The sequence below is a fragment of the Nesterenkonia populi genome (assembly GCF_007994735.1).
In the GTDB taxonomy this organism is placed as follows: Bacteria; Actinomycetota; Actinomycetes; order Actinomycetales; family Micrococcaceae; genus Nesterenkonia; species Nesterenkonia populi.
Genome location: NZ_VOIL01000001.1, coordinates 2,451,189 through 2,472,702 on the forward strand (window position 1 = coordinate 2,451,189; position 21,514 = coordinate 2,472,702).

The 21,514-nt window shown below is 68.5% G+C and carries 27 protein-coding genes; 8 read left to right on the forward strand and 19 right to left on the reverse strand.

The features are described from left to right. Positions 1-7: 7 nt before the first annotated feature. The 9 genes from FWJ47_RS11465 to FWJ47_RS11505 all read right to left on the reverse strand — a co-directional run bounded on the left by FWJ47_RS11465 (position 8) and on the right by FWJ47_RS11505 (position 8,871). The gene (locus tag FWJ47_RS11465; RefSeq protein ID WP_147108398.1) at positions 8-1,147 is read right to left on the reverse strand and encodes a GuaB3 family IMP dehydrogenase-related protein; all 1,140 of its coding nucleotides are present in this window, start codon (positions 1,145-1,147) and stop codon (positions 8-10) included. Next, complete coding sequence (guaB, locus tag FWJ47_RS11470) at positions 1,147-2,667, reverse strand: IMP dehydrogenase (protein WP_147108400.1); 1,521 nt, start codon at positions 2,665-2,667, stop codon at positions 1,147-1,149. Before guaB ends, FWJ47_RS11465 begins: the two co-directional genes overlap by 1 nt. A gap of 146 nt (positions 2,668-2,813) precedes the next feature. Continuing rightward, the gene (groL, locus tag FWJ47_RS11475; protein ID WP_147108405.1) at positions 2,814-4,406 is read right to left on the reverse strand and encodes a chaperonin GroEL; all 1,593 of its coding nucleotides are present in this window, start codon (positions 4,404-4,406) and stop codon (positions 2,814-2,816) included. Positions 4,407-4,444: 38 nt separating this feature from the next. Then, positions 4,445-4,741, reverse strand: a complete 297-nt coding sequence (gene groES / locus FWJ47_RS11480) for a co-chaperone GroES (RefSeq protein ID WP_146341224.1) — start codon at positions 4,739-4,741, stop codon at positions 4,445-4,447. A gap of 178 nt (positions 4,742-4,919) precedes the next feature. Continuing rightward, positions 4,920-5,513, reverse strand: coding sequence for an arsenate reductase/protein-tyrosine-phosphatase family protein (locus FWJ47_RS11485; protein WP_147108410.1), 594 nt, complete (start codon positions 5,511-5,513; stop codon positions 4,920-4,922). A gap of 11 nt (positions 5,514-5,524) precedes the next feature. After that, the gene (locus FWJ47_RS11490; RefSeq protein ID WP_147108413.1) at positions 5,525-7,045 is read right to left on the reverse strand and encodes a DEAD/DEAH box helicase; all 1,521 of its coding nucleotides are present in this window, start codon (positions 7,043-7,045) and stop codon (positions 5,525-5,527) included. Next, positions 7,042-7,275, reverse strand: a complete 234-nt coding sequence (locus FWJ47_RS11495) for a DUF3107 domain-containing protein (protein WP_147108417.1) — start codon at positions 7,273-7,275, stop codon at positions 7,042-7,044. Before FWJ47_RS11495 ends, FWJ47_RS11490 begins: the two co-directional genes overlap by 4 nt. Before the next feature lie 94 nt (positions 7,276-7,369). Beyond that, positions 7,370-8,023, reverse strand: coding sequence for a TetR/AcrR family transcriptional regulator (locus tag FWJ47_RS11500; RefSeq protein WP_147108420.1), 654 nt, complete (start codon positions 8,021-8,023; stop codon positions 7,370-7,372). Continuing rightward, on the reverse strand, positions 8,020-8,871 hold the full coding sequence (locus FWJ47_RS11505) for a PHP domain-containing protein (protein ID WP_147108423.1): 852 nt from the start codon (positions 8,869-8,871) through the stop codon (positions 8,020-8,022). The genes FWJ47_RS11500 and FWJ47_RS11505 overlap by 4 nt, the downstream gene beginning before the upstream one ends. Positions 8,872-8,895: 24 nt before the next feature. On the opposite strand from FWJ47_RS11505, the gene FWJ47_RS11510 reads away from it, so the two are divergent. Further along, positions 8,896-10,380: an aminopeptidase P family protein gene (locus FWJ47_RS11510; RefSeq protein WP_147108426.1), complete on the forward strand. Its 1,485-nt coding sequence runs from the start codon at positions 8,896-8,898 to the stop codon at positions 10,378-10,380. Between the two features lie 146 nt (positions 10,381-10,526). On the opposite strand, the gene FWJ47_RS11515 is transcribed toward FWJ47_RS11510, so the two are convergent. Further along, positions 10,527-11,306: a YflT domain-containing protein gene (locus tag FWJ47_RS11515; protein WP_147108429.1), complete on the reverse strand. Its 780-nt coding sequence runs from the start codon at positions 11,304-11,306 to the stop codon at positions 10,527-10,529. Positions 11,307-11,365: 59 nt separating this feature from the next. Here FWJ47_RS11515 and FWJ47_RS11520 point away from each other — a divergent pair, with 59 nt between their 5' ends. Continuing rightward, positions 11,366-12,496, forward strand: a complete 1,131-nt coding sequence (locus tag FWJ47_RS11520) for an Mrp/NBP35 family ATP-binding protein (protein ID WP_147108432.1) — start codon at positions 11,366-11,368, stop codon at positions 12,494-12,496. Between the two features lie 12 nt (positions 12,497-12,508). Here the strand turns inward: FWJ47_RS11520 and FWJ47_RS11525 are convergent, their stop codons facing one another. Both FWJ47_RS11525 and FWJ47_RS11530 read right to left on the reverse strand, forming a co-directional pair. Next, positions 12,509-12,988, reverse strand: a complete 480-nt coding sequence (locus FWJ47_RS11525; RefSeq protein WP_147108434.1) for a twin-arginine translocase TatA/TatE family subunit — start codon at positions 12,986-12,988, stop codon at positions 12,509-12,511. A 50-nt stretch (positions 12,989-13,038) separates the two neighbouring features. Continuing rightward, positions 13,039-13,917: a hypothetical protein gene (locus tag FWJ47_RS11530; protein WP_147108437.1), complete on the reverse strand. Its 879-nt coding sequence runs from the start codon at positions 13,915-13,917 to the stop codon at positions 13,039-13,041. Positions 13,918-13,994: 77 nt separating this feature from the next. Between FWJ47_RS11530 and FWJ47_RS11535 the strand changes: the two genes are divergently transcribed. After that, positions 13,995-14,657 carry an O-methyltransferase gene (locus tag FWJ47_RS11535; protein WP_147108440.1) on the forward strand — a complete coding sequence of 221 codons (663 nt, stop codon included), beginning with the start codon at positions 13,995-13,997 and terminating at the stop codon, positions 14,655-14,657. 72 nt (positions 14,658-14,729) lie between these two features. On the opposite strand, the gene FWJ47_RS11540 is transcribed toward FWJ47_RS11535, so the two are convergent. From FWJ47_RS11540 to FWJ47_RS11550, 3 genes are all read right to left on the reverse strand, one after another. Beyond that, complete coding sequence (locus tag FWJ47_RS11540) at positions 14,730-14,900, reverse strand: DUF3117 domain-containing protein (RefSeq protein ID WP_147108443.1); 171 nt, start codon at positions 14,898-14,900, stop codon at positions 14,730-14,732. Between the two features lie 74 nt (positions 14,901-14,974). Then, a complete protein-coding gene (locus FWJ47_RS11545; RefSeq protein ID WP_211359006.1) occupies positions 14,975-15,256 on the reverse strand; it encodes a DivIVA domain-containing protein in 282 nt (93 codons plus the stop codon). Positions 15,257-15,265: 9 nt separating this feature from the next. Then, the gene (locus FWJ47_RS11550; RefSeq protein ID WP_147108448.1) at positions 15,266-16,234 is read right to left on the reverse strand and encodes an undecaprenyl-diphosphate phosphatase; all 969 of its coding nucleotides are present in this window, start codon (positions 16,232-16,234) and stop codon (positions 15,266-15,268) included. A gap of 65 nt (positions 16,235-16,299) precedes the next feature. Between FWJ47_RS11550 and FWJ47_RS11555 the strand changes: the two genes are divergently transcribed. Further along, positions 16,300-16,839: a DUF4870 domain-containing protein gene (locus FWJ47_RS11555; RefSeq protein WP_170228573.1), complete on the forward strand. Its 540-nt coding sequence runs from the start codon at positions 16,300-16,302 to the stop codon at positions 16,837-16,839. Here FWJ47_RS11555 and FWJ47_RS11560 read toward each other — a convergent pair. Genes FWJ47_RS11560 through FWJ47_RS11570 form a run of 3 tightly spaced genes read right to left on the reverse strand, consistent with a single transcriptional unit; the run spans position 16,834 to position 18,572 of the window. Next, on the reverse strand, positions 16,834-17,160 hold the full coding sequence (locus FWJ47_RS11560; protein ID WP_147108454.1) for an RNHCP domain-containing protein: 327 nt from the start codon (positions 17,158-17,160) through the stop codon (positions 16,834-16,836). The two genes, FWJ47_RS11555 and FWJ47_RS11560, sit on opposite strands and share 6 nt — an antisense overlap. A gap of 11 nt (positions 17,161-17,171) precedes the next feature. Continuing rightward, positions 17,172-18,170 carry a TrmH family RNA methyltransferase gene (locus FWJ47_RS11565; RefSeq protein ID WP_147108457.1) on the reverse strand — a complete coding sequence of 333 codons (999 nt, stop codon included), beginning with the start codon at positions 18,168-18,170 and terminating at the stop codon, positions 17,172-17,174. Between the two features lie 3 nt (positions 18,171-18,173). Next, complete coding sequence (locus tag FWJ47_RS11570; protein WP_147108461.1) at positions 18,174-18,572, reverse strand: DUF1844 domain-containing protein; 399 nt, start codon at positions 18,570-18,572, stop codon at positions 18,174-18,176. Between the two features lie 125 nt (positions 18,573-18,697). Here FWJ47_RS11570 and infC point away from each other — a divergent pair, with 125 nt between their 5' ends. From infC to rplT, 3 genes are all read left to right on the forward strand, one after another. Continuing rightward, the gene (gene infC, locus FWJ47_RS11575) at positions 18,698-19,372 is read left to right on the forward strand and encodes a translation initiation factor IF-3 (protein ID WP_246126290.1); all 675 of its coding nucleotides are present in this window, start codon (positions 18,698-18,700) and stop codon (positions 19,370-19,372) included. A gap of 227 nt (positions 19,373-19,599) precedes the next feature. Further along, entirely contained in the window at positions 19,600-19,794 is a 195-nt protein-coding gene (rpmI, locus tag FWJ47_RS11580; protein WP_147108467.1) for a 50S ribosomal protein L35, read from the forward strand. 55 nt (positions 19,795-19,849) lie between these two features. After that, positions 19,850-20,236, forward strand: a complete 387-nt coding sequence (rplT, locus tag FWJ47_RS11585) for a 50S ribosomal protein L20 (protein ID WP_147108470.1) — start codon at positions 19,850-19,852, stop codon at positions 20,234-20,236. Between the two features lie 190 nt (positions 20,237-20,426). On the opposite strand, the gene FWJ47_RS11590 is transcribed toward rplT, so the two are convergent. Continuing rightward, positions 20,427-20,846, reverse strand: coding sequence for a hypothetical protein (locus FWJ47_RS11590; protein ID WP_147108473.1), 420 nt, complete (start codon positions 20,844-20,846; stop codon positions 20,427-20,429). 417 nt (positions 20,847-21,263) lie between these two features. On the opposite strand from FWJ47_RS11590, the gene FWJ47_RS11595 reads away from it, so the two are divergent. After that, complete coding sequence (locus FWJ47_RS11595; protein WP_146341967.1) at positions 21,264-21,512, forward strand: WhiB family transcriptional regulator; 249 nt, start codon at positions 21,264-21,266, stop codon at positions 21,510-21,512. Positions 21,513-21,514: the final 2 nt, after the last annotated feature.

Consider the following 21,514-nt stretch of genomic DNA (forward strand, 5'->3'; position numbering starts at 1 on the left):
GGGAGAGCTACTGCTCGGCGGCGCGCGGGCTCACCGTGGCCTCGACCCGCTGGAAGGACTTCAGGTCCACGTAGCCGGTGGCCGCCATCGCGTGGCGCAGCCCGCCCATCAGGTTTGAGGTGCCGTCGGTGTGGTGACCTGGGCCCCACAGCAGCTCCTCCAGCGGCGCCACCGTGCCCACCTTGGTGCGGTGCCCGCGCGGGAACTCCTGGTGGACCGCCTCGAGGCCCCAGTGCCACCCGCGGCCGGGAGCCTCCTCAGCCCGCGCCAGGGTGGCACCCAGCATGACCGCGTCGGCGCCCATGCCCAGGGCCTTCACGACGTCGCCCGAAGTGCCCAGGCCGCCGTCGGCTATCACGTGCACATACCTGCCGCCCGACTCGTCCAGATAGTCCCGCCGGGCCGCGGCGATGTCGCTGATCGCCGTCGCCATCGGCACACGGATGCCAAGGGCCCGGCGGGTCGTGGAGGCGGAGCTTCCGCCGAAGCCCACCAGCACGCCGGCGGCACCGGTGCGCATCAGGTGCAGGGCCGGGGTGTAGCCGGCCGCACCGCCCACAATCACCGGAACGTCGAGCTCGTAGATGAACTCCTTGAGGTTCAGCGGATCCGTCTGCGTGGAGACGTGCTCCGCCGAGACGGTGGTGCCGCGGATGACGAACATGTCCACCCCGGCATCGATCACCGTGCGGTAGAACTCCTGGGTCCGCTGAGGAGTCAGCGACCCGGAGACGACGACGCCGGCCTCCCGGATCTCCGCCAGCCGGGCGGAGATCAGCTCGGACTTGATCGGCTCGGAGTACAGCTCCTGAAGCCGGCGAGTGTTCTCCGGGGAGACCTCCTTCGCCTCCAGGGCCGCGATCTCATCCAGGACCGGCTCCGGGTTCTCGTACCGGGTCCAGAGGCCCTCCAGGTTCAGCACTCCGAGACCGCCCAGGCGGCCCAGCGCGATGGCGGTGGCCGGAGACATCACCGAGTCCATAGGGGCAGCCACCACGGGCGCGTCGAAGGTGAAGGCGTCGATCTGCCAGGACAGGTCAACGTCCTGGGGGGCACGGGTCCGGCGGGTGGGGACAACGTTGACATCGTCCAGCGCCCAGGCGCGGCGGCCGTTCTTGGCCAGTCCGATGGGAATCTCGGTGCTCATCACTTGGTCCTGTAGTTGGGGGCTTCGACCGTCATCATCACGTCATGCGGGTGGGACTCCTTCAGCCCCGCTGAGGTGATGCGGACGAACTGTCCCTTGCTCTTCAGCTCATCGACGGTGTGCGCGCCGACGTAGAACATGGTCTGGCGCAGACCGCCGGTGAGCTGGTGCAGCACGGCGGAGAGCGGACCCCGGTAGGGCACCTGGCCTTCGATGCCCTCAGGGATGAGCTTCTCATCATCCGGAACATCTGCCTGGAAGTAGCGATCCTTGGAGAAGCTCGTGTTCTTCCCGCGGGTCTGCATGGCGCCCAGGGATCCCATGCCTCGGTATGCCTTGAACTGCTTGCCGTTGTAGAAGACAAGGTCCCCGGGAGACTCGGCCGCACCGGCCAGCAGGGAGCCGAGCATCACGGAGTTCGCGCCGGCCACCACAGCCTTGCCGATGTCGCCGGGATGCTGGAGACCGCCGTCGGCGATCAGCGGCACACCGGCGGGGCCGGCGGCCTTGGAGGACTCGTGGATGGCCGTGATCTGCGGGACGCCCACCCCCGCCACCACGCGGGTGGTGCAGATGGAGCCCGGCCCGACGCCGACCTTGATCGCGTCAGCGCCCGCGTCCACCAGCGCCTGTGCGCCGGCGCGGGTCGCCGCCTGGCCGCCGATGACGTCCACGTGCGCGGCGGCCGGCTCCTTCTTCAGGGCAGCGATCATCTCCAGCACTCCGCGGGTGTGCCCATTGGCAGTATCGACCACGAGCACGTCCGCGCCGGCTTCGACGAGCCGCATGGCCCGCTCCCACCCATCGCCGAAGAAGCCCACCGCAGCGCCCACGCGCAGCCGGCCCTCCTCGTCCTTGGTGGCCTGCGGGTACTTGTCCGCCTTGTCGAAGTCCTTGATGGTGATCAGCCCCGTGAGCCGTCCAGCCTCGTCCACCAGGGGCAGCTTCTCGATGCGGTTCCTGCTGAAGAGCCGGATCACCTCCTCACGCGTCACGCCCTCCCGGGCGGTGATCAGCGGGGCGGGGGTCATCTTCTCGGAGACTTTGGTGGTGGCATAGGCGTCGTCAGCCAGAAAGCGGATGTCTCGGTTGGTGATGATGCCCTGCAGGGTTCCCTGCTCATCCACTACGGGGAGCCCCGAAATCCGGTAGTGGCCGCAGAGGTCGTCCAGCTCGGCGATGGTGGCGTCCTGAGAAATGGTCACCGGGTCGCTGATCATGCCGGACTCGGACCGCTTGACCTGGTCCACCTGCTTGGCCTGGTCCTCGATGGAGAGGTTGCGGTGGATGATGCCGATGCCGCCCAGCCGTGCCAGGGCGATCGCCATCGGCGCCTCAGTGACGGTGTCCATGGCCGCGGAGGCCACCGGGGAGTTCAGCGTGATCCGCTTGGAGAACCGGGTGGAGGTATCCGCCTCGGAGGGGATGATGTCCGTCTCACCCGGCATCAGGAGCACGTCGTCATAGGTCAGGCCGGTCAGGGCGAAGGGATCGTGACCCTCGGCTGGAGTATCGGTCAAAGTGTCTCCCAAAACGTCTCGGGCGTGGATTCAGGCATCAGCGCAACAAGTCTAATGGCCCCGCCATTCCGCGCGAGAACCGCACACGCAGAGGGCCGGCCCGGATGCGCTCCGGACCGGCCCTCTGCAGAGAGGAGATCAGACGATCAGGCGTCGTCCTCCTCGGGCTTCTCCACCACGAGAGTCTCGGTGGTCAGCACCAGTGCTGCGATGGATGAGGCGTTCTGCAGGGCAGAGCGCGTCACCTTCACCGGGTCGATCACACCGGCGGCGATCAGGTCGCCGTACTCGCCGGTCTTGGCGTTGAAGCCGTGGTTGGCCTCCAGCTCAGCGACCTTGGAGGTGATCACGAAGCCGTCCTGGCCGGCGTTCTGGGCGATCCAGCGCAGGGGCTGCACCAGAGCGCGGCGCACGATGCCCACCGCAGCGGCGGCGTCGCCCTGCAGATCAGTGACCTCGGGGTCCTCGTCGAGGACGGACAGCGCGTTGATGAGCGCGGTGCCGCCGCCGGCGACGATGCCCTCCTCCAGGGCCGCGCGGGTGGAGGAGACAGCATCCTCGATGCGGTGCTTGCGCTCCTTCAGCTCCACCTCGGTGGCGGCGCCGACCTTGATGACGCCGATGCCGCCGGCGAGCTTGGCCAGCCGCTCCTGCAGCTTCTCACGGTCCCATTCGGAGTCGGTGGCCTCGACCTGGCCCTTGATGAGCTGGACGCGGCCGTCGACGTCCTCCTTGGAGCCGGCGCCGTCGACGATGGTGGTCTCGTCCTTGGTGACGGTCACGCGGCGGGCGGTGCCGAGATCCTCGAGGCCGACCTGGTCCAGCTTCAGGCCCAGGTCCTCGGTGATCACCGTGCCGCCGGTGAGGATCGCGATGTCCTCCAGCATGGCCTTGCGGCGGTCGCCGAAGCCGGGAGCCTTCACCGCAACGGCGGAGAGGGTGCCGCGGAGCTTGTTGACCACCATGGTGGACAGGGCCTCGCCCTCAACATCCTCCGCGATGATGAACAGCGGCTTCTTGGTCTGCAGGACCTTCTCCAGCACCGGCAGGAACTCCTGCATGTTGGAGATCTTGCCCTGGTGGATCAGGATGTAGGGGTCCTCCAGCACGGCCTCTTGACGCTCAGCATCAGTGACGAAGTGCGGAGAGAGGAAGCCCTTGTCGAACTGCATCCCCTCGGTGATGTCCAGCTCGGTACTGGTGGTCGAGCCTTCCTCAATGGTGATGACGCCGTCGGTGCCGACCGCCTCGAACGCACGGGCGATGAGCTCGCCGACCTCGTCGTTCTGGGCGGAGATGGCAGCGACGTTGGCGGTCTGCTGACCTTCGACCTCGCGGGCGTTCTCCCGCAGGCGTCGGGTCACGGCGTCCACCGAGACCTCGATGCCGCGCTTGATCTCGCCCGGAGCCGCGCCTGCGGCCACGTTGCGCAGGCCCTCCTTGACCAGGGCCTGAGCCAGCACGGTCGCGGTGGTGGTGCCGTCGCCGGCGACGTCATTGGTCTTGGTGGCGACCTCTTTGGCCAACTGGGCGCCGAGGTTCTCGTAGGAGTCGGTGACCTCGATGTCGCGGGCGATGGTCACGCCGTCGTTGGTGATGGTGGGGGCGCCCCAGGACTTGTCCAGGACCACGTTGCGGCCCTTGGGCCCCAGGGTGACCTTGACGGTGTCGGCGAGCTTGTCGATGCCGGCCTCGAGGGCCTTGCGGGCATCATCGCCGAAAAGCAGCTGCTTTGCCATGGATGTACTCCTCTAGAAGAGTCGAGCGGGTAAGGGGTTTACTTCTCGACCTTGGCCAGCACGTCGCGGGCGTTGAGCACCAGAAGCTCCTCGCCGCCGGCCTTGACCTCGGTGCCGCCGAACTTCGAGTAGATGACGACGTCGCCCTCGGCCACGTCCACGGGCAGACGGCCGCCCTTGTCGTCGAACTTGCCGGGGCCGACTGCTACGACCTCGCCCTCCTGGGGCTTCTCCTTGGCGGTGTCCGGGATCACCAGGCCGGAAGCGGTGGTCTGCTCGGCCTCCAGGGGGCGGACAACAATACGATCCTCGAGGGGCTTGATAGAGACTGACATTCTCAGCTCTCTCCTTTGCACATGGTGTGAATGCTTGGACTGCTGCACGCCTCAGGAGTGACCGACCGTCGTCGCGGGTGCCGGCGGCTCATCCTTCGGCTTTAGCACTCAGTGACGATGAGTGCTAACCCAAACTATATGACTCGATTAGCACTCGATCAAGCACAGTGCTAATCCATCATGCGCGGAAGCCCGCCCCGGGCGGAGATGGGGTGCCCAGCTTGGCAGCGAGGGCCTCAAGAGGCTCGCAGATCTCGTCGAAGGCCTGGTCGTAGACATCCTCGGGAAGCATATAGGGGTCGACGACGTCGTCCTCGCCCCGCAGGGAGCCGGTGCGGTCCCGCCGCTGGTCCGCCAGGGCGACCAGGGCCTTGAGCCGCTCGGCGGAGGAGCCCTCAGGCAGCTCACCCTCCTCAATGTGGGCGAGGATGCGGCCGAAGTGCCGAACGGTGAAGGTCCGCGGTCCGGCCTCGGGCGCGTCGGTGAGCATGTCGCGGACGTGCTCCCGGGTGGCCCCGAGGATGAGGTCCGCCTCACGCAGCATTCGAGGGGTTGTCTGCTCGGCCACGAATCCGTCGGTCTCCGCCCCCGCTGCCCGGAGGCGCTCCCTGGTGCCGGGCTGCATGTCCCACCCGCTGTGGGCGAAGGTGCCACCGGAGGCCACCTCGACATCCTCATCCGCGGCGAACATATGCGCCAGGAGCCGCTCCATAGCAGGCGAACGGCAGATGTTGCCGGTGCACACCGCCAGGATCGAGAACTGCTCAGCCATGGCCGCGCGTCTCAGCTCTCGGATGAGCTTCCGCTGCGACGACGACGGCGACGACGCCGCTGGTCGCCGGATTTTCCGCCCTCGGCCTTCGGGCCGCCGTTCTGCGCCTTCTCCTGGCCGGCGGGCGCCTGGCCGCGCCGGTCCCGGCTGCGTCCGCCGCCTGAACGACCTCCGCGTCCGCCCTCTGAGCGGCTGCCGCGATCACCGTCCGGGCCGCCGAGGTCCTCGAGCTTCTCAGCGTCCAGCCCGGCCTTGGACCGTTTGTGGCGGGGGAGGCGGCCTTTGGTCCCCTGGGGGATGTCCAGGTCCTCGAACAGGTGGGGGGATGAGGAGTAGGTCTCGACCGGCTCAGGGATGTCCAGGCCGATCGCCTTGTTGATGAGGCTCCAGCGGTGGATGTCCTCCCAGTCCACGAAGGTCACCGCGGTCCCCTTCTTGCCGGCACGGCCGGTGCGGCCGATGCGGTGAAGGTAGGTGGAATCGTCCTCCGGGCATGTCAGGTTGATGACGTGGGTGATGTCGGTGACGTCGATGCCGCGGGCGGCCACGTCAGTGGCGACCAGCACGTCCACCTTGTCGTTGCGAAAGGCCCGCAGGGCCTGCTCGCGGGCGCCCTGGCCGAGGTCGCCGTGGATGGCGCCGGCGGCGAACCCGCGGGAGATCAGCTCGTCGGAGAGCTTGTCGGCCTGCCGCTTGGTGCGGGTGAAGATGATGGTGCGTCCGCGGCCCTCAGCCTGCAGGATGCGGGCGATCATCTCGTCCTTGTCCAGCGAGTGGGCCCGGTAGACGACCTGCCGGATGTCCTTCTTGGTGACGCCGTCGTCCTCGGGGTCAGCGGCATGGATGTGGGTCGGCTTGGTCATGAAGCGCCGTGCCATGGAGACCACCGGCCCTGGCATGGTCGCGGAGAAGAGCATGGTCTGTCGGACCTCCGGCACGTGGGAGAGCAGCTTCTCCACATCCGGGAGGAAGCCCAGGTCGAGCATCTCATCGGCCTCATCGAGGATCACGATGCGGACGTTCTTCAGGCTCAGGTGCTTCTGGCGGTGCAGGTCGATCAGACGACCGGGAGTGCCGACCACGATCTCCACACCTCGCTCGAGCTCCTCGATCTGGGGCTCGTAGGCGCGGCCCCCGTAGATCGTGGCGATGCGCACGCCGAGCTTCGCGCCGGCTGTGATGATGTCACCGGCCACTTGGACGGCCAGCTCACGGGTGGGGGCCACGATCAGGGCCTGGGGCGCACCCGGGGCAGAGAGCTGGTCATAGCCCTCGTCACCGGGCGCGGTGACCCGCTGCAGGGCGGGAATGCCGAAGCCGAGGGTCTTGCCGGTGCCGGTCTTGGCCTGGCCGATGATGTCACTGCCGGCAAGGGCGATCGGCAGGGTCTCGGCCTGGATCGGGAAGGGCTGGATGATCCCCTTCTCCGAGAGGGCGCCGACGATCTCGGGGCGGACGTCGAAGTCCGCGAAGGTGGTGGTCTTCTCCGCTGCTGCGGGGGCCTGCTCTGTGTCTGTCATGCGTTCTTTCATTCGGCGAGCGCCGCGAAGCCGACGCTCTTCTTGGTGTCGGATCCGATCTCCACATAGCCGATGGAAGCGGTGGGGACCACGATCCGCTTCTCGCGGCGGTCAGTCAGGGTGAACAGCGGCTTGTCGGACTCGATGGCCTCGGCGATGGTCTTCTCGACCTCTTCATGCGTGGACTCGGTCTCGACGACGATCTCGCGGGCGACGTTCTGGACTCCGATGCGTACTTCCATGCCACTTCCTTCAACGGGCGCGCCAGGCGTGCAGGCACGCTGAACCTGTGCGTATGCTCCCCCGATAATAACGCTCAGGCGCAAATCACCGGCATCAGTCCTCCGGGGTCGGAGCCTCAGCACCCTGCACCGCGGCGTCCTCCTCCCGCGGGAACCCGCTGATGCCCTTCCACGCCAGCCGGCCCGCAAGCTGCGCAGAAACTTCCATCGGGGGACGCTCCGAGAGCCGGATCCAGTGCCGGGCCGACTGGGTCGCCATCCCGATCAGTCCGTGGCCGAGCATGGTGGCCTCCGCCATGGGCTGGCCGGTGTCCTCCACGATCAGCTCCGCAATCGCTGCGGCCATCCGGGAGTGGAACCGGGAGAGCCGCTCGGCCACGGCGTCGTCGTGGTCCATGCCCGCGGTGAAGACCAGCCGGTAGGCCTCATCCTCCCGCGCGATGAACGCGAAGAAGGCCGTGACGGTGTCCTGCACTCGCTCCCGGTTGTCCTTCTCCCCAGCGAGCGCAGCGGTCAGCTCCTCGGTGAGCTGGGCCAGGTGGGTCTCCAGCACGTCCAGGAAGAGCTCGTGCTTGCCGGGGAAGTGCTGGTAGAGGACAGGCTTGGAGACGGCGGCCGCTTCAGCGATGTCGTCCATGGAGGCAGCATGGAAGCCCTTGGCGACGAAGACCTGCTGGGCACGGTCGAGCAGCTGCAGCCGCCGCTGGGCCCGGGGCAGCCGGCGCTTGGGGGCGGGCAGGGAGCTCACAGGCTCACCTCGCCGATGACCTGGGCCCCGGTGCCTGCCTCAATGATCCGCTCGACCATCTGCGGGGCGGTGGTGTTCTCCCCCAGCCGGTTGGGCTTGCCGGTGCCGTGATAGTCGGAGGAACCGGTGACGATCAGCCCGTGTCGGTGCGCAAGCTCGGCCAGCAGGCGCTTGCCGGTCTCTGTGTTGTCGCGGTGGTGGATCTCCACTCCGAGCATGCCGGCCTCGACCATCGCCTCCAGCTGGTCGGTGCTCAGGGTGGCGCCCCGGGCCGAGGCCATGGCGTGGGCGATGACCGGGACTCCCCCGGCGTCGCGGATCTGCGCGACCGCCTCGGCCGGGGTGGGGCTCTGCTGGGGGACGTAGTACTTGGTGCCTTTGTGCAGGAGCCGGGCGAAGGCCTCGGTGCGGTCGGCCACCACGCCCACGCTCACCAGCGCATCGGCGATGTGCGGGCGGCCCACGGTGGCCTCGGGAGCCACATGGGCGAGCACGTCCGCCCAGCTGAGGTCGAAGTCCTCCCCCAGGTTCGCGGCGATCTGCCGGGCTCGTTCGAGCCTGCCGGACCGGGCCGTGCGGAACATCTCGGAAAGGCCCGGGCAGCCAGGATCATGCAGATAGCTGAGGATGTGCACGCTCACCGGGCCCATCTGAGCGGTGACCTCCGCCCCGGGGATCAGCATCAGACCATGCTCACGTGCCGCGGCAGAGGCCTCCTGCCAGCCGGCGGTGGTGTCGTGGTCGGTCAGCGCCAGGCCCTTCAGACCCGCGGCGGCCGCGGCGGCCACCACCTGCGCCGGCGGCTCGGTGCCGTCCGAAGCGTCAGAGTGCACGTGCAGGTCGAACATGCCTCTTACCCTACTGTGGTGAGCATGAGCGACGACGACGTGCAGCAGACTTCCTCCCGATCCCAGCGGCCAGCATCATCGGCCTTCAAGGACTTCATGGGCTCGAGCTGGGCGCCCGCCTCCGGCGAGCTGCCGGGGCCGGACCCGGCAGCCGCGTACGCCGAGCAGCGGCGTCGTCGTGTGTCTGAGGCGTTCGCCGGGCAGCGGGTGATCGTGCCGGCCGGACCGCTGAAGACCCGGTCGAACGACACCGACTACCGGTTCCGGCCGCATTCGGCGTTCGCGCACCTGACCGGGCTGGGCGTGGACCATGAGCCCGGCGCCGTGCTCGTCCTCGAGCCGATTGAGGACGCTGAGCACGAGGCTGTGCTCTACTTCAAGCCGATGGCCGGCCGGGACACCGAGGAGTTCTACGCCAGCGCCAAGCACGGCGAGTTCTGGATCGGCCCCCGCCCCACCTTGGCGGAGTTCCAGGCCCGCCTGGGGATCACCGCCCGCGATCTCGACGAGTTCACGGCCGCGGCAGGCAAGGACGCCGGCACCGTGGGAATCCGGGTGCTGCGCGACGCTGACCCGCAGGTGGATGCGCTGATCGACGCCGCCCGCTCCGAGCACGGCGTCGATGCCGAGCAGACTGCCCAGCAGGATTCGACGCTCACCCAGTTCCTCTCAGAGATGCGGCTGGTCAAGGACGACTACGAGGCCGGCCAGCTGCGCGAATCCGCAGCCGCGACGATCAGCGGCTTCGAGGATGTGGTGCGCGCGCTGCCCGAGGCGCTGGAGCACGCCCGGGGAGAGCGGATTGTGGAGGGCACCTTCTTCGCCCGGGCCCGGCTGGAGGGAAATGATCTCGGCTACGACACGATCGCCGCCTCAGGGAACAACGCCACCGTCCTCCACTGGATCCGCAACACCGGCGCGGTGAACCCCGGGGAGCTGCTGCTGCTCGACGCCGGGGTGGAGGTCGACTCGCTCTACACCGCCGACATCACCCGCACCGTCCCCGTCTCCGGCACGTTCAGCCCCGTGCAGCGGCGCGTGTACGAGGCAGTCCTCGCCGCCGCCGACGCCGCCTTCGAGGTGGTGCGGCCAGGCGCGAAGTTCCGGGACATCCACACCGCCGCGGTGCGGGTCCTTGCCGAGCACCTCCACGAGTGGGGCCTGCTGCCCGTCAGCCTTGAGGAGGCCCTCTCCCCCGAGGGCCAGCACCACCGTCGCTGGATGCCGCACGGCACCAGCCACCACTTGGGCCTCGACGTCCACGACTGCGCGGCGGCCAAGCGGGAGCTCTACCTCGATGGGGAGCTGCAGCCGGGCATGGTCTTCACCATCGAGCCCGGCCTCTACTTCAAGAATGAGGACCTCGCCGTGCCCGAGGAGTATCGGGGCATCGGTGTGCGGATCGAGGACGATGTCCTCGTCACGCAGGACGGGTGCGAGAATCTCTCAGCGGCCCTGCCCCGCACCCCTGACGCCATCGAGGGATGGGTCCGCGGGCTGAGGGACTGAGCCGCGCGCACCTTTCGAGGGGCCGCGTCTGCGCACCGGGCAATAGTGCCCCTTGAAAGGTGCGCCACCGGGCTCGCAGCCGGGCTCAACGCAAGATTGGAGGGGATGCCTGCCCTGAGGCGCTGGGAAACCCCTCCATTCTCCCGCTACGAGCGGGAGTCGCCCTCGGGCTCAGCAGCCTCCGTCTCTTCGGACTCATCAGAGCCTCCCCCGGCAGGCTCAGCCTCCTCCCGCCGCACCCCGTATCGGGGGCGCCCGTCCTCGGTCTCCCACTGTGCGGCCCGCTGCCGGGCCTGCTCCTGGGATGAGGACTCCGGCGAGGCATGGTCGCTCTGGGCGCCGGGCCGGCTGCGGGAGGGCGAGGCGGACTGCTGCGGCGCCGTCGTGCGCTCCCCGCCGAGGTTTCCGGAGCGGCCGGTGGGGTCGTTGTGCGCGTTCAGGCTCACCGTCCCCGACTCCTTGACCAGCTGACGGGCTCGGCCTGCCACGGAGAAGTCGCACACGACGTCGTAGGTGGTGGCCGTCAGCTGCGAGACGGAGGCGAAATCGCGGCGCCCCTTCCGCACCGCGTAGCCGATGGTGCCGGCGATCATCCACACTCCGGCACCCAGCAGAACGATCGAGACCAGTTCCGCCAGCGGGGTCTCCGGAGTGAAGAGGTAGAAGATCATCGCGATGAAGCCGCCGAAGATCGCACCCTGAGCCGCCCCGCCCAGCGCCACCCGCGGGTAGGAGAGCCGGGTACGGATGTGCTCCACGCTGCGCAGGTCATTGCCGACGATGCTCAGCGATTTGATGTCGAACCCGTCGGCGGAGGCCAGATGGTCCACCACCTTCTGGGCGTCCTCATAGGTGCGGTACCGGCCGAGCAGCTCTCCGGTGGGCAGGCCGCCGGAAGCACCGGCCGGGGTGGGCTGAACACTCATGCGGCCCATTGTTTCAGGTTCGGCGCCCCGGATTCGCACCGGCTGAGACAATGGGTGCCATGTCTGAGACTTCATCACCGGTGATCGATCGCATCCGCCGCCGCCTGGATGAGGTCATCGACCCGGAGCTGCGCCTCCCCATCACCCAGATCGGCATGGTGGGCGACATCAGCGTGGATGAGGGCGGCGCCGCCGAGGTGCAGGTCAAGCTCACCATCGAGGCCTGCCCCATGCGCAGCCGCATCGTTCAGGACGTCACCGCAGCCGCGGTCCGGGCCGAGGGGGTCACCACAGCGGAGGTGGACCTGCACGTGATGAGCCCGGAGGAGCGAGCCGCCCTGAAGGAGCAGCTGCGTGCCGGCGGCGGGAAGACCAACCCGTTCTCCCAGCCCGATTCGCTGACCAAGGTGTACGCGGTCGCCTCGGGGAAGGGCGGCGTCGGGAAGTCCTCGGTCACGGTGAACCTGGCCTGCGCACTCGCGGAGCAGGGGCTGAAGGTCGGCGTCGTCGACGCTGACGTGCACGGCTTCTCCGTGCCCGGACTCATGGGGATCACCGCCAAGCCAACCCGGCTGGACGAGATGATCCTGCCGCCGGTCGCCTACGGCGTGAAGACCATCAGCATCGGGATGTTCGTGGACGGCAACCAGGCAGTGGCATGGCGCGGACCGATGCTGCACCGAGCGGTGGAGCAGTTCCTCAACGATGTCTACTTCGGGGACATCGACGTGCTGCTGCTTGACCTGCCGCCCGGCACCGGCGACATCGCCATCTCCGTGGCGCAGCTGCTGCCGGACTCCGAGCTGCTGGTGGTGACCACCCCGCAGGCCGCCGCCGCCGACATCGCCGAGCGCGCCGGAGCGCTGAGCACCCAGACGGAGCAGAAGGTCGCCGGAGTCATCGAGAACATGGGGCCGATGACGATGCCGGACGGGTCCGTGCTGGAGCTCTTCGGCTCCGGGGGCGGGCAGGTCGTCGCCGACCGCCTCAGCAAGCAGCTGGGCGCTGAAGTGCCGCTGCTGGGCTCCGTCCCGCTGGACACCGGCCTGCGGCAGGCCGGCGACGACGGCGCACCCGTGGCCGTCTCGAGCCCAGGCTCTCCCGCCGGGTCTGCGCTTCGAAGCATCGCCGCCGAGCTCGCCGCCCGAGGCCGCGGACTGAGCGGAAGGTCGCTCCCCCTGAGCGTCTAGCTCCAGGACTGGTCAGGTCGCGTCGACGTCGAACGGAGCCGGATCGGACTCCAGCGGGTCGACGTCCGCGTGCTGGGCCTGCGGCTCGGAGGCGGCGCCGGCGGTGGCGGCTCCGGCCATCCCCGCGGCCATCGCACCGCCGGTCTTCTTGGCCGCGGGGCTCTTCGCCCCAGGGCCGAACACGGCGCGCGGGTCCGCAGCCCTCTGGAGTTCCCGGCCGGCGCTGGTCAGCTCTTCGGTCTCCTCGGCCAGGGCCTCCCTGATGATGCGGCGGGGGTCATACTGGCGCGGGTCGTACTTCTCCCAGTCGACCTGGTCGAAATCGGTGCCGGTCTCCTCCCGGAAGCGGACTTTGGCCTCCTCAGCCATGCGCCGCCCCTGCCGGACCCATTCGCCGAGCTTCCGGGCGGACTGGGGCAGCCGGTCCGGCCCCAGCAGAATGACTGCCAGGAGCAGGAGGACGAGGAATTCGTAGGCGTTGATCCCGGGCACGGGGCTACCCTATCCGGCTCGCGCGGTCAGGCTGGCTCCGGGAGTGCCTCTCAGTCGCCGAACCACGACACCAGCTCATCGAATCCGCGCTCGAGCCGGTCCCCCGCGCCGGGGTCGTACGGCATCACCTGGAGGCGGGAGCGGTCAGTGGTCAGCACCCAGGAGGTGATCTCCGCGGCTCGCTCCTCGGGGAAGTCGGAGCTGATCACATACTGCACCTCGGGCTGCTCCACCCCGGAGGTCCAGGAGTCCTCACCGAGGAAGAGCCTGCCTGTCTGGCCTGTGCTCAGCGGAAGCTCCCGCTGCTCGACGGCGTCGAAGTCGACGACGGCGGCGACCTTCTCCTTCATGGGCGCAAGATCCCTGCCCTCCTCCTCGGAGCGGGTCTCGGAGACGTTGATCCAGTGCTCGCCGTTGGACAGATGCAGCCGGATGGTGCGAACGCCTTCGACGACGCCGGTCTCTGCGTACTCCGCGGACAGATCGGTGCGCTCCATGTAGGGCACGGCCCACCCCATGGATTTCAGGTGGGTGAGGCTGTCGACGGGGATCTCGGAGATATCTGCGGAGTGGCGCGCCCCCGGCAGCACCGCGGCGACCTCGCCCTTGACCGGGGCGTCGGAGGCCGCCTCGCCCTCCCCGGGCTGCGCCTCCACGAACTCGAAGGCCGCGGTGGTCTCCGGGGCGGGCTCCGGCGGAGGGATGAGGGCCTGGACGTCCTGGGGCGGACCGGCGGCACGGCCACCGAGGATCCAGGCGGCGAAGACGGCGGCGGCCGCGACGGCAGTCAGGCATCCGGTGAAGATCAGGGCGACTCTGCCCAACGAGAGGCGGCGGCGCCCCGGGGGGCGCAGGACCCCAGCGGTGGGAGTAGAGTCACCGTTCAGGGTGTGCGGTGCGGCCTGCTTCTCGCCGTCGTCACGTGGCATCGGCGACAGTATGCTTGCACTGCCTGGAAAGAACCTGAAATTTTTCTGAGAATATTGAAGCCTGAAGGGGTGGGGTCATGACCGCCGGGTCCCCCAGCAGCAAGCACACCAGCTGGGCCTACGCCGAGGAGCACGCTGAAGAGCCCGCGGCGGCCGCTCAGGCGCGCCTGCTGGCAGCGGAGCTGGGTGTTGAGCCGGTGACCCCCGGCACCGCGGCCGCACTGACAGTGCTGGCCGCAGCGGGCCGGGCCCGGACCCTGGTGGATGTGGGCAGCGGGGTGGGGCTGGCGGCGCACGCTCTGCTTCGCGGGGCGGAAGCCTCGGGCGCCGGGAGCAGCGCGGTGCTCACGGGAATCGAGCCGGACCCGGAGTGCCTGACGGCCGCCCGGACCCTGTGCGCCCAGGCGGCGCCCCGGCAGGCGAGGACACGCTTCATTCCGGGCCGGGCGGAGGATGTGCTGCCCCGGCTGGCGTCCGCCTCCTATGATGTCGTGCATTTCCACGCCCCGGCCGAGACGCTGGGGCTGTGCTTGGATGAAGCGGTGCGGATGCTGCGCGCCGGCGGGATGCTGCTGATCAGCGACGCTCTCGACGCGGACCGCACGCCCAAGCCCGCAGTCCGCGCGGACAGGACTCAGCAGATGCGGGCCGCGGAACGCCGGATCCAGGAGGATGAGCGGCTGCTCTCAGCCCTCATCCCCACCGGAACCGGCCTCCTCGCAGCCGTCAGAGCGGGCTGACTGACTGAGCCGCAGCGAGGAGGAGAGCCCCCCAGGGCTCCCCGCAGGCAGCGCCGCGGCGGAGACGACCCCCTACTCGCCCACAGCCTCGATGAGGCACTGCTTCAGGGACTCGGCTTCCTCTTTGTTGATCTCGAGGACCAGACGACCGCCGCCGTCGATGGGCACGCGCATGATCAGGCTGCGGCCTTCCCGGGTGACCTCCATCGGACCGTCGCCAGTACGCGGTTTCATAGCAGCCATCGAGTTGCTTCCCTCTCAGAGTCGTCCGTTGCTGACGTCCTCTATTATCCACCTCACACGGCGAACGTGTCACGCTAAGGCCGCTGGGCCTGCTCGAGCTGCGCCTGGAGAGCATCGATGAGCCGGTCGACCTGGTCCATCCGGTATCCGCGGACGGCGGGCCGCAGCCTCACGGCGCCGAGGTCCTCGGCGGTGAGCCGGCGGCCCTCCTCGGAGGCCCTCGAGAGGAGCTCCTCGACGTCGTCAGGCGTGCCCGGCGTCTCCTCAGCAGGAGGATGGGCGCCCTTCCAGCTGCCGACGAGCACCACGATGATCACGCCGATGAGAGCCAAGGCTGCCAAGTAGAGCCACATCATGGGGCCAGACTACTGGTCCAGGACCTCCGGGGGCATCGGCTCGAGCTGCTCGTAGAGGTCCGTGTGCTCCTGCAGGTCCATCTGCTCCTCCTCGACGGGGATCTCGTCAACGGCGGGCGGGTCGGAGAGATCGGGCTGGAAGATCAGGATGAAGACGCCGAAGAGGACCACATAGACCGCGAAGACCCGGAAGCGTGCGCGGTAGAGCAGCTTCAGCACGGCCCAGAGGGCCGCCGCGCCGACCGCCGCGGAGACGACGAACGCGGCCCAGTACGCCTCCGCACCGATGGTGAGCCCGCCCTCATGGCCGAGCAGGCTGATGGACTGCACGCCGGTGGCGGCGACGATGGTGGGGATCGCGACGAAGAAGCTGTACTGCGCGGCCATCCTGCGGTGCATTCCCAGGGCCAGGGCGGCGGCGATGGTGATGCCCGACCGGGAGATCCCGGGGAACAGGGCGACGGCTTGGGCGAGGCCGATGACGACGGCGACCCAAAGAGTCATCTGCCCGGCTCCGCGCCAGGTTCCCTTCACGCTGTCGGTCCACCAGAGGATCCCGCCGGTGATGAACAGGAAGGCGGCCACCACCCACGGCACGGCGAAGAGGCCGGTGCCGAATTCGCGGACGATGAGCCCGAGGCTGCCGGTGATGCCGACGGTGACCACGCCGAGAAGCATGAGCCGGATGTGGATGAGGTGACGCAGGGTGCGGCGTCGTGCCAGCAGGCCAAGCTCACGGACGGTCCCGGTGATCAGACGGCGCAGCGGCGCCCACATCACCACCGCCACCGAGACCATGGTGCCCAGGTGGACCACGAGGTTGAAGAAGATCATCTCCGGGCTGTCGGGCCCGGGGAGCGGAGAGCCCTGGTCAGTGAGCCAGTGCTCAGCGATGACCAGGTGGGACGAGGAGCTCACCGGAACGAACATGAACAGGCCCTGGATAGCCCCCAGGAGCACGGCTTCCCAAAGTGTCACCGCGGCACTGTATCGCGTCAGGGCGAGTCATGCCTCCAGGTGCTGACAGTGGGTACTCTGGCTCTATGAGCGCAGAACAGGGATGGGCCCCGGATCAGCCGCCGCAGGGACCTCAGCAGCCGCCGCACCATGCCCCGTCCGGCGACTACGCGATGGACCCGCAGTTCGCTCAGCAGCCGGAGCCGCCGCTGCGGCCGGGCGAGGAGCAGGGCTGGGGCGTGGCGATCCACCTGGGCAGGTTTCTGCTGGGCGGTTTCGGCCTGTCCATCATCGTCCCGCTGGTGATCTGGCTGATCTTCCGACGCCGCAGCCGCCTGATCCAGGATCATGGCCGCAGCGCGCTGAACTGGGAGATCACCCTGATCCTGCTGGGGGTGGTCTGGATCGGGGCGATCGTCGCGATCATGCTCGGGGTGGGGCTCAGCGGCCCAGCCGGGGAGGGGCCCGGGGCGACCTTCTTTGCGGCCTACGCCGGGCTCTGGCTGGGTCTCCTCGTGATGGCGATTGTGAACATCGTGCTGTCCATCATCGGCGCTGTACGTGCCTATCAGCGCCGCCGCTTCAGCTACTGGGCGATCCCATTCGTGCGGGACAGCCGCTCATAGGGCGGGCTTCTGCAGCTGGACGACGATGTCGAAGTCATCGTCCGGGGCGAGCTTGTTGCGGTCCTGGGCGCTGCAGGCGGTGCACCGGTGGATGAGGATGTATCCCTTCTTCCCGGAGTGGTCCACGCCCACCGGCTCCATGGGGGCTCGGCAGTCGGCCGCCCGGTCGCCCGGCACGAGGTCGACGTGACGGGACCACAGGCAGCGGGGGCAGTGGTTTCGGTAGGAGCCTGCCGGGTGGGCGGGGATCGACTGCCCGCAGTGCACGCAGGCGAAGCCTGTGTTCTCGGCCCTGCGGGAGCTCGGCGCGTAGCTGCCCATCGATGCGCGGGTCAGTGCTGAGCCATCGCCGTGGTGTAGAGGCAGAGGGCCGCGGCGGTGGCGACGTTCAGCGACTCGGCCTGTCCGTAGAGGGGGATGGAGACGACGACGTCGGCGAGCTCGCGCTCCTGGGCGGCGAGCCCCTGCACCTCGTTGCCGAAGAGCCACATGGTGGGCGCGGAGCCTTTCACCGTGTCCTCGAGCTCGAGCGGAGGCACGCCGCCGATGGTGCCCTCCCCCGGCTCGCTCGGGGTGCCGCGCAGCTGGTCCAGGGAGGTTTCCCCTGCGGCGTCGGCGGCGAGCACCTGCATGCCGCGGCGTGCTGCGTCGGCTGTGGCCGGCCCGGCCTCCATGCCGGTGATGAGGGGCAGGTGGAAGTGGGAGCCCGCCGCGCTGCGGACCACTTTGGGCGCCCAGGGGTCCACGCTTCCGGGGGTGAGCAGGACGGCGTCGGCGCCCGCGGCGTCGGCGACTCGGATGATGGTGCCCGCATTGCCCGGGTCCTGAACGCGCAGCAGCGCGGCGGCGAGGGCGGCGCCCTCGGGGAGCTCCTGCGGCTGAGGGATCCGGCAGACCGCGATGATGCCCTGCGAGGTCTCGGCGTCGCCCATGGCGGTGAGCACCTCGGGAGTGGCTTCGCGCAGAAAGATGCGCGCGCCCTGCGGCAGGTCGGCCTGCGGATCGAAGAGCACGCCGCGGACTCGGTCCAGCAGCGTCTGCACATCCCGGTGCCGCTCGAGGGCCTCCGGATCGAAGTACAGAGCGTCCAGCTGGGGAATCCACATGGACGGCGGGCTCTCACCGGGGCCGCTCCGGCCCGCGGGCATGTCCGACCCCGCCTCACCGCTCGTCTCATGCGCGGCCAGCCAGGCTCTGAGCGCTTCCCGGACTGGCTGGGGGCCTTCCGCGAGGAACAGCCCGGCCCGCCGGCGTCCCTTGGCGGAGGCGAGGGACGCAGCCTTGCGGACGCGTTCGGACTTCGGGCTGCTCAGCACATCATCATCGGCCATCGCTCAGTTCACTGCTCCGGTCCACTTTTCGCCGGGGCCCTTGCCCGGGGCGTCGGGAATGGCGGACTCCTCGCGGAAAGCCAGCTGCAGGGAGCGCAGGCCGTCGCGCAGCGGAGCGGCGTGGGTGGATCCGACCTCCGGGGCGGCCGCGGTGACAAGCCCGGCCAGGGCGGTGATCAGCTTGCGGGCCTCGTCCAGGTCCTTCAGGCCGGCGGCGTCGGGCCCCTCAGCCAGGCCGACCTTCACGGCGGCGGCGCTCATCAGGTGCACGGAGACGGTGTTGATGAGCTCGACGGCGGGCACATCAGAGATGTCGCGGGCCTGGCCTCCGACGGCGGCGGCAAGGCGCTCCGCCTCAGGGCTGGGGGAGGCGGAGGCGGGGCTATTTTCGGGCGTGTCCATGCTGGTAAGATTCTCACAGTCTGAGCGGGGTCGGCGAATAGTGCTGGCCGCGCAGCGTATTTTATTGTGAACCCGAAGCAGGAGCAGGACAGATCAGCGAACCACGTATCAATACCCGCATCCGCGTGCCCGAGGTCCGGCTTGTCGGACCCAATGGAGAACAGGTCGGCATCGTCAAGATCGACGATGCCCTGAGGCTGGCCGCGGAGGCTGATCTGGATCTGGTGGAAGTCGCGCCGCAGGCCAAGCCGCCGGTGTGCAAACTCATGGACTACGGCAAGTTCAAGTACGAGTCCGCCGTCAAGGCCCGTGAGTCCCGGAAGAACCAGGCCACCACCGCCCTCAAAGAGGTGCGCTTCCGCCTGAAGATCGACGACCACGACTACGAGACCAAGGTCGGCCACGCCCGTCGCTTCCTGGAGGCTGGGGACAAGGTCAAAGCCATGATCCAGTTCCGCGGCCGTGAGCAGCAGCGCCCCCAGATGGGTGTTCGTCTGCTTGAGCGCTTCAGCGAGGATGTCGCCGACCTCGGCCAGGTGGAGTCCAGCCCCCGGCAGGACGGCCGCCACATGGTGATGGTGGTCGGCCCCCTGCGCACCAAGGCCCAGCAGGCCAAGCAGCAGGACTCCGACTCCCCCTCCGACAACGAGGAGAACAAGGCGCAGGCCCGCGCCAAGAAGGAAGGCCGCGCCCGCAAGACCCAGCAGCGCCAGGAGAAGGTCTCCACCGAGCCTGAGGACGCCAAGCCTCTCTCCAACTCCATGGCCGACTACCTCCCGGACGAGCTGAAGAACCTCTGAGTCGCCCTGCGTCAGCGGAATTTAGCGATCTGTCCTGTGCTCCCGTAGACTGAATCGCTGGGTCTGCTCACCCCTGCGCCCTGAGGGGCAAGCACAGTGAGCGCCCGCATGAAAAGGGATCGCCGGCCACCCGTTGGGCGGGCTGATCCACCTCTGCACCGCCGCCGCGGACTTTCACGCCGCTGCACAGGTGCTGCAGGTCCGATCGATGTAAGGAGTACGGCACTATGCCGAAGAACAAGACCCACTCCGGGGCCAAGAAGCGCTTCAAGCTCACCGGCTCCGGCAAGATCAAGCGCCAGCAGGCCAACCGCCGCCACTACCTGGAGCACAAGTCCTCCCGCCTGACCCGCCGCCTGGCCAAGGACCAGATCGTCACCACCAAGGGTGACGAGCGGCGGATCAAGAAGATGCTCGGCTGAGACCAGCCGGCACCGGCATAAGACTTTTTCTTAAGAACTTCAGGAGAACGACGACATGGCACGTGTGAAGCGCGCACTGAATGCGCACAAGAAGCGCCGCAAGGTCCTTGACCGGGCCTCCGGCTACCGGGGACAGCGCTCCCGCCTGTACCGCAAGGCCAAGGAGCAGCTGCTCCACAGCTACACCTACAACTACCAGCACCGCAAGAAGCGCAAGGGCGACTTCCGCCGCCTCTGGATCCAGCGGATCAACGCTGCGGCCCGCGCCAACGGCATGACGTACAACCGCTTCATCCAGGGCCTGAAGGCCGCAGGCGTTGAGGTTGACCGCCGTATGCTCGCCGAGCTGGCCGTCTCCGACGCCAAGACCTTTGAGGCCCTCGTCGAGACCGCCCGCAACGGCCTCCCCTCAGACGTGAACGCGCCGAAGGCTGCCGCCTGAGCGCAGACGCACTTCGCTGGTGAGAGGCGCCCCTCCCGACTCCGGGCAGGGGCGCCTCTCACGTTCCATGAGAAGTTCATGAGAGCGGAAGGTCGAGAGCTTCTCCTCCGCCTCCCTCAGCTGCCTCCGTCCGGCGCCCTCCGCCCCAGAAGGCAGGCGTCGCAGGCCGACTGCGCAAGGCTCTATGAGCTCATGCGTCCTTGGGGTCGGGCTCGGCCGTACCCTCCAGCCATTCCTGGGTGGGGCGGATGAACAGCAGGATCAGAGCCGCCGCGGCAGGAACCAGCGCCAGGCCGGAGGCGCCCACGCCGAGGCCTCCGCTGAACATCAGCGACGCGGAGAGGATCACGATCATCAGCTGCAGGACCATAGCGGGGGCACGAGCGGCTGCGGACCCCCGGAAGATCTGGAAGCCCAGCAGGATCAGGATCACCCCGGTGAGCACCATCAGCACCAGCAGCGCAACGACGCCCGCGGCATCGAGCACGGCGGCTTCGCTGAGAACCACCTCAGCGACGGCCCCGACGATGATGAACCCGCCCTGCAGGAAGAGGATCAGGTAGATGAACAGCACCGGCAGCGGCCGGCGCGGCTTTGAGGTCTCAGACATGCTTCCATTGAATCACCGCCGGAAGGCTGAGAACTCTCTCATCCGTGCCTCTTTGACGTCTCATCTTCGAGCACCAGGGCAATTGCTGCTGTCAGGGCGCCCATCGCCGCCGATCCGGCGCTGGAGAGCGGATTGCCGCTGAACCTCCCACCCGCACCAGTGTGATAAGAATCACCCCATACGGCGAAAATTGATCCTCTGATAGGTCTTGTTTACCTCCGTATAACATGTCAGCCTGGAATGCGTACCCAGGCGGGTAATGGATTTCTTCCCCTCGGCATGAGCATTCTGCCGACCTCGCTTCACCACTTATGCACGCACCTGATGAAGAGGCCGGGAAGACGTCTGCATCACCCGCAACGCACCCGAGCATCCGGCCCCGCCCGCCGCGGCGGCCCCCAAGGAGCAGTGATCGCCATGGATTGGCGCAGCCGAGCAGCCTGTCTCGACAAGGACCCCGAACTCTTCTTCCCCGTCGGCAACACCGGCCCTGCCCTCCTGCAGATCGAGGAGGCCAAAAGCGTCTGCCGCCGCTGCCCGGTGATGGACACCTGCCTGCAGTGGGCCCTGGACACAGGCCAGGACTCCGGCGTGTGGGGCGGCATGAGCGAGGACGAGCGCCGCGCTCTGAAGCGCCGCGCCGCCCGCGCCCGCCGCGCGAGCTGAGA

Excerpts from the sequence above, each read along its gene's own strand:
- rpmI (WP_147108467.1), top strand. The coding sequence starts at position 19,600 with ATGCCGAAGAACAAGACCCACTCCGGGGCCAAGAAGCGCTTCAAGCTC.
- FWJ47_RS11545 (WP_211359006.1), bottom strand. The coding sequence starts at position 15,256 with ATGATGTGGCTCTACTTGGCAGCCTTGGCTCTCATCGGCGTGATCATC.
- FWJ47_RS11535 (WP_147108440.1), top strand. The coding sequence starts at position 13,995 with ATGACCGCCGGGTCCCCCAGCAGCAAGCACACCAGCTGGGCCTACGCC.
- FWJ47_RS11565 (WP_147108457.1), bottom strand. The coding sequence starts at position 18,170 with ATGGCCGATGATGATGTGCTGAGCAGCCCGAAGTCCGAACGCGTCCGC.
- FWJ47_RS11530 (WP_147108437.1), bottom strand. The coding sequence starts at position 13,917 with ATGCCACGTGACGACGGCGAGAAGCAGGCCGCACCGCACACCCTGAAC.
- FWJ47_RS11510 (WP_147108426.1), top strand. The coding sequence starts at position 8,896 with ATGAGCGACGACGACGTGCAGCAGACTTCCTCCCGATCCCAGCGGCCA.
- groES (WP_146341224.1), bottom strand. The coding sequence starts at position 4,741 with ATGTCAGTCTCTATCAAGCCCCTCGAGGATCGTATTGTTGTCCGCCCC.
- FWJ47_RS11485 (WP_147108410.1), bottom strand. The coding sequence starts at position 5,513 with ATGGCTGAGCAGTTCTCGATCCTGGCGGTGTGCACCGGCAACATCTGC.
- FWJ47_RS11495 (WP_147108417.1), bottom strand. The coding sequence starts at position 7,275 with ATGGAAGTACGCATCGGAGTCCAGAACGTCGCCCGCGAGATCGTCGTC.
- FWJ47_RS11515 (WP_147108429.1), bottom strand. The coding sequence starts at position 11,306 with ATGAGTGTTCAGCCCACCCCGGCCGGTGCTTCCGGCGGCCTGCCCACC.
- FWJ47_RS11590 (WP_147108473.1), bottom strand. The coding sequence starts at position 20,846 with ATGTCTGAGACCTCAAAGCCGCGCCGGCCGCTGCCGGTGCTGTTCATC.
- FWJ47_RS11540 (WP_147108443.1), bottom strand. The coding sequence starts at position 14,900 with ATGGCTGCTATGAAACCGCGTACTGGCGACGGTCCGATGGAGGTCACC.
- FWJ47_RS11570 (WP_147108461.1), bottom strand. The coding sequence starts at position 18,572 with ATGGACACGCCCGAAAATAGCCCCGCCTCCGCCTCCCCCAGCCCTGAG.
- rplT (WP_147108470.1), top strand. The coding sequence starts at position 19,850 with ATGGCACGTGTGAAGCGCGCACTGAATGCGCACAAGAAGCGCCGCAAG.
- FWJ47_RS11555 (WP_170228573.1), top strand. The coding sequence starts at position 16,300 with ATGAGCGCAGAACAGGGATGGGCCCCGGATCAGCCGCCGCAGGGACCT.
- FWJ47_RS11465 (WP_147108398.1), bottom strand. The coding sequence starts at position 1,147 with ATGAGCACCGAGATTCCCATCGGACTGGCCAAGAACGGCCGCCGCGCC.
- FWJ47_RS11560 (WP_147108454.1), bottom strand. The coding sequence starts at position 17,160 with ATGGGCAGCTACGCGCCGAGCTCCCGCAGGGCCGAGAACACAGGCTTC.
- groL (WP_147108405.1), bottom strand. The coding sequence starts at position 4,406 with ATGGCAAAGCAGCTGCTTTTCGGCGATGATGCCCGCAAGGCCCTCGAG.
- FWJ47_RS11490 (WP_147108413.1), bottom strand. The coding sequence starts at position 7,045 with ATGAAAGAACGCATGACAGACACAGAGCAGGCCCCCGCAGCAGCGGAG.
- FWJ47_RS11520 (WP_147108432.1), top strand. The coding sequence starts at position 11,366 with ATGTCTGAGACTTCATCACCGGTGATCGATCGCATCCGCCGCCGCCTG.
- FWJ47_RS11505 (WP_147108423.1), bottom strand. The coding sequence starts at position 8,871 with ATGTTCGACCTGCACGTGCACTCTGACGCTTCGGACGGCACCGAGCCG.
- FWJ47_RS11595 (WP_146341967.1), top strand. The coding sequence starts at position 21,264 with ATGGATTGGCGCAGCCGAGCAGCCTGTCTCGACAAGGACCCCGAACTC.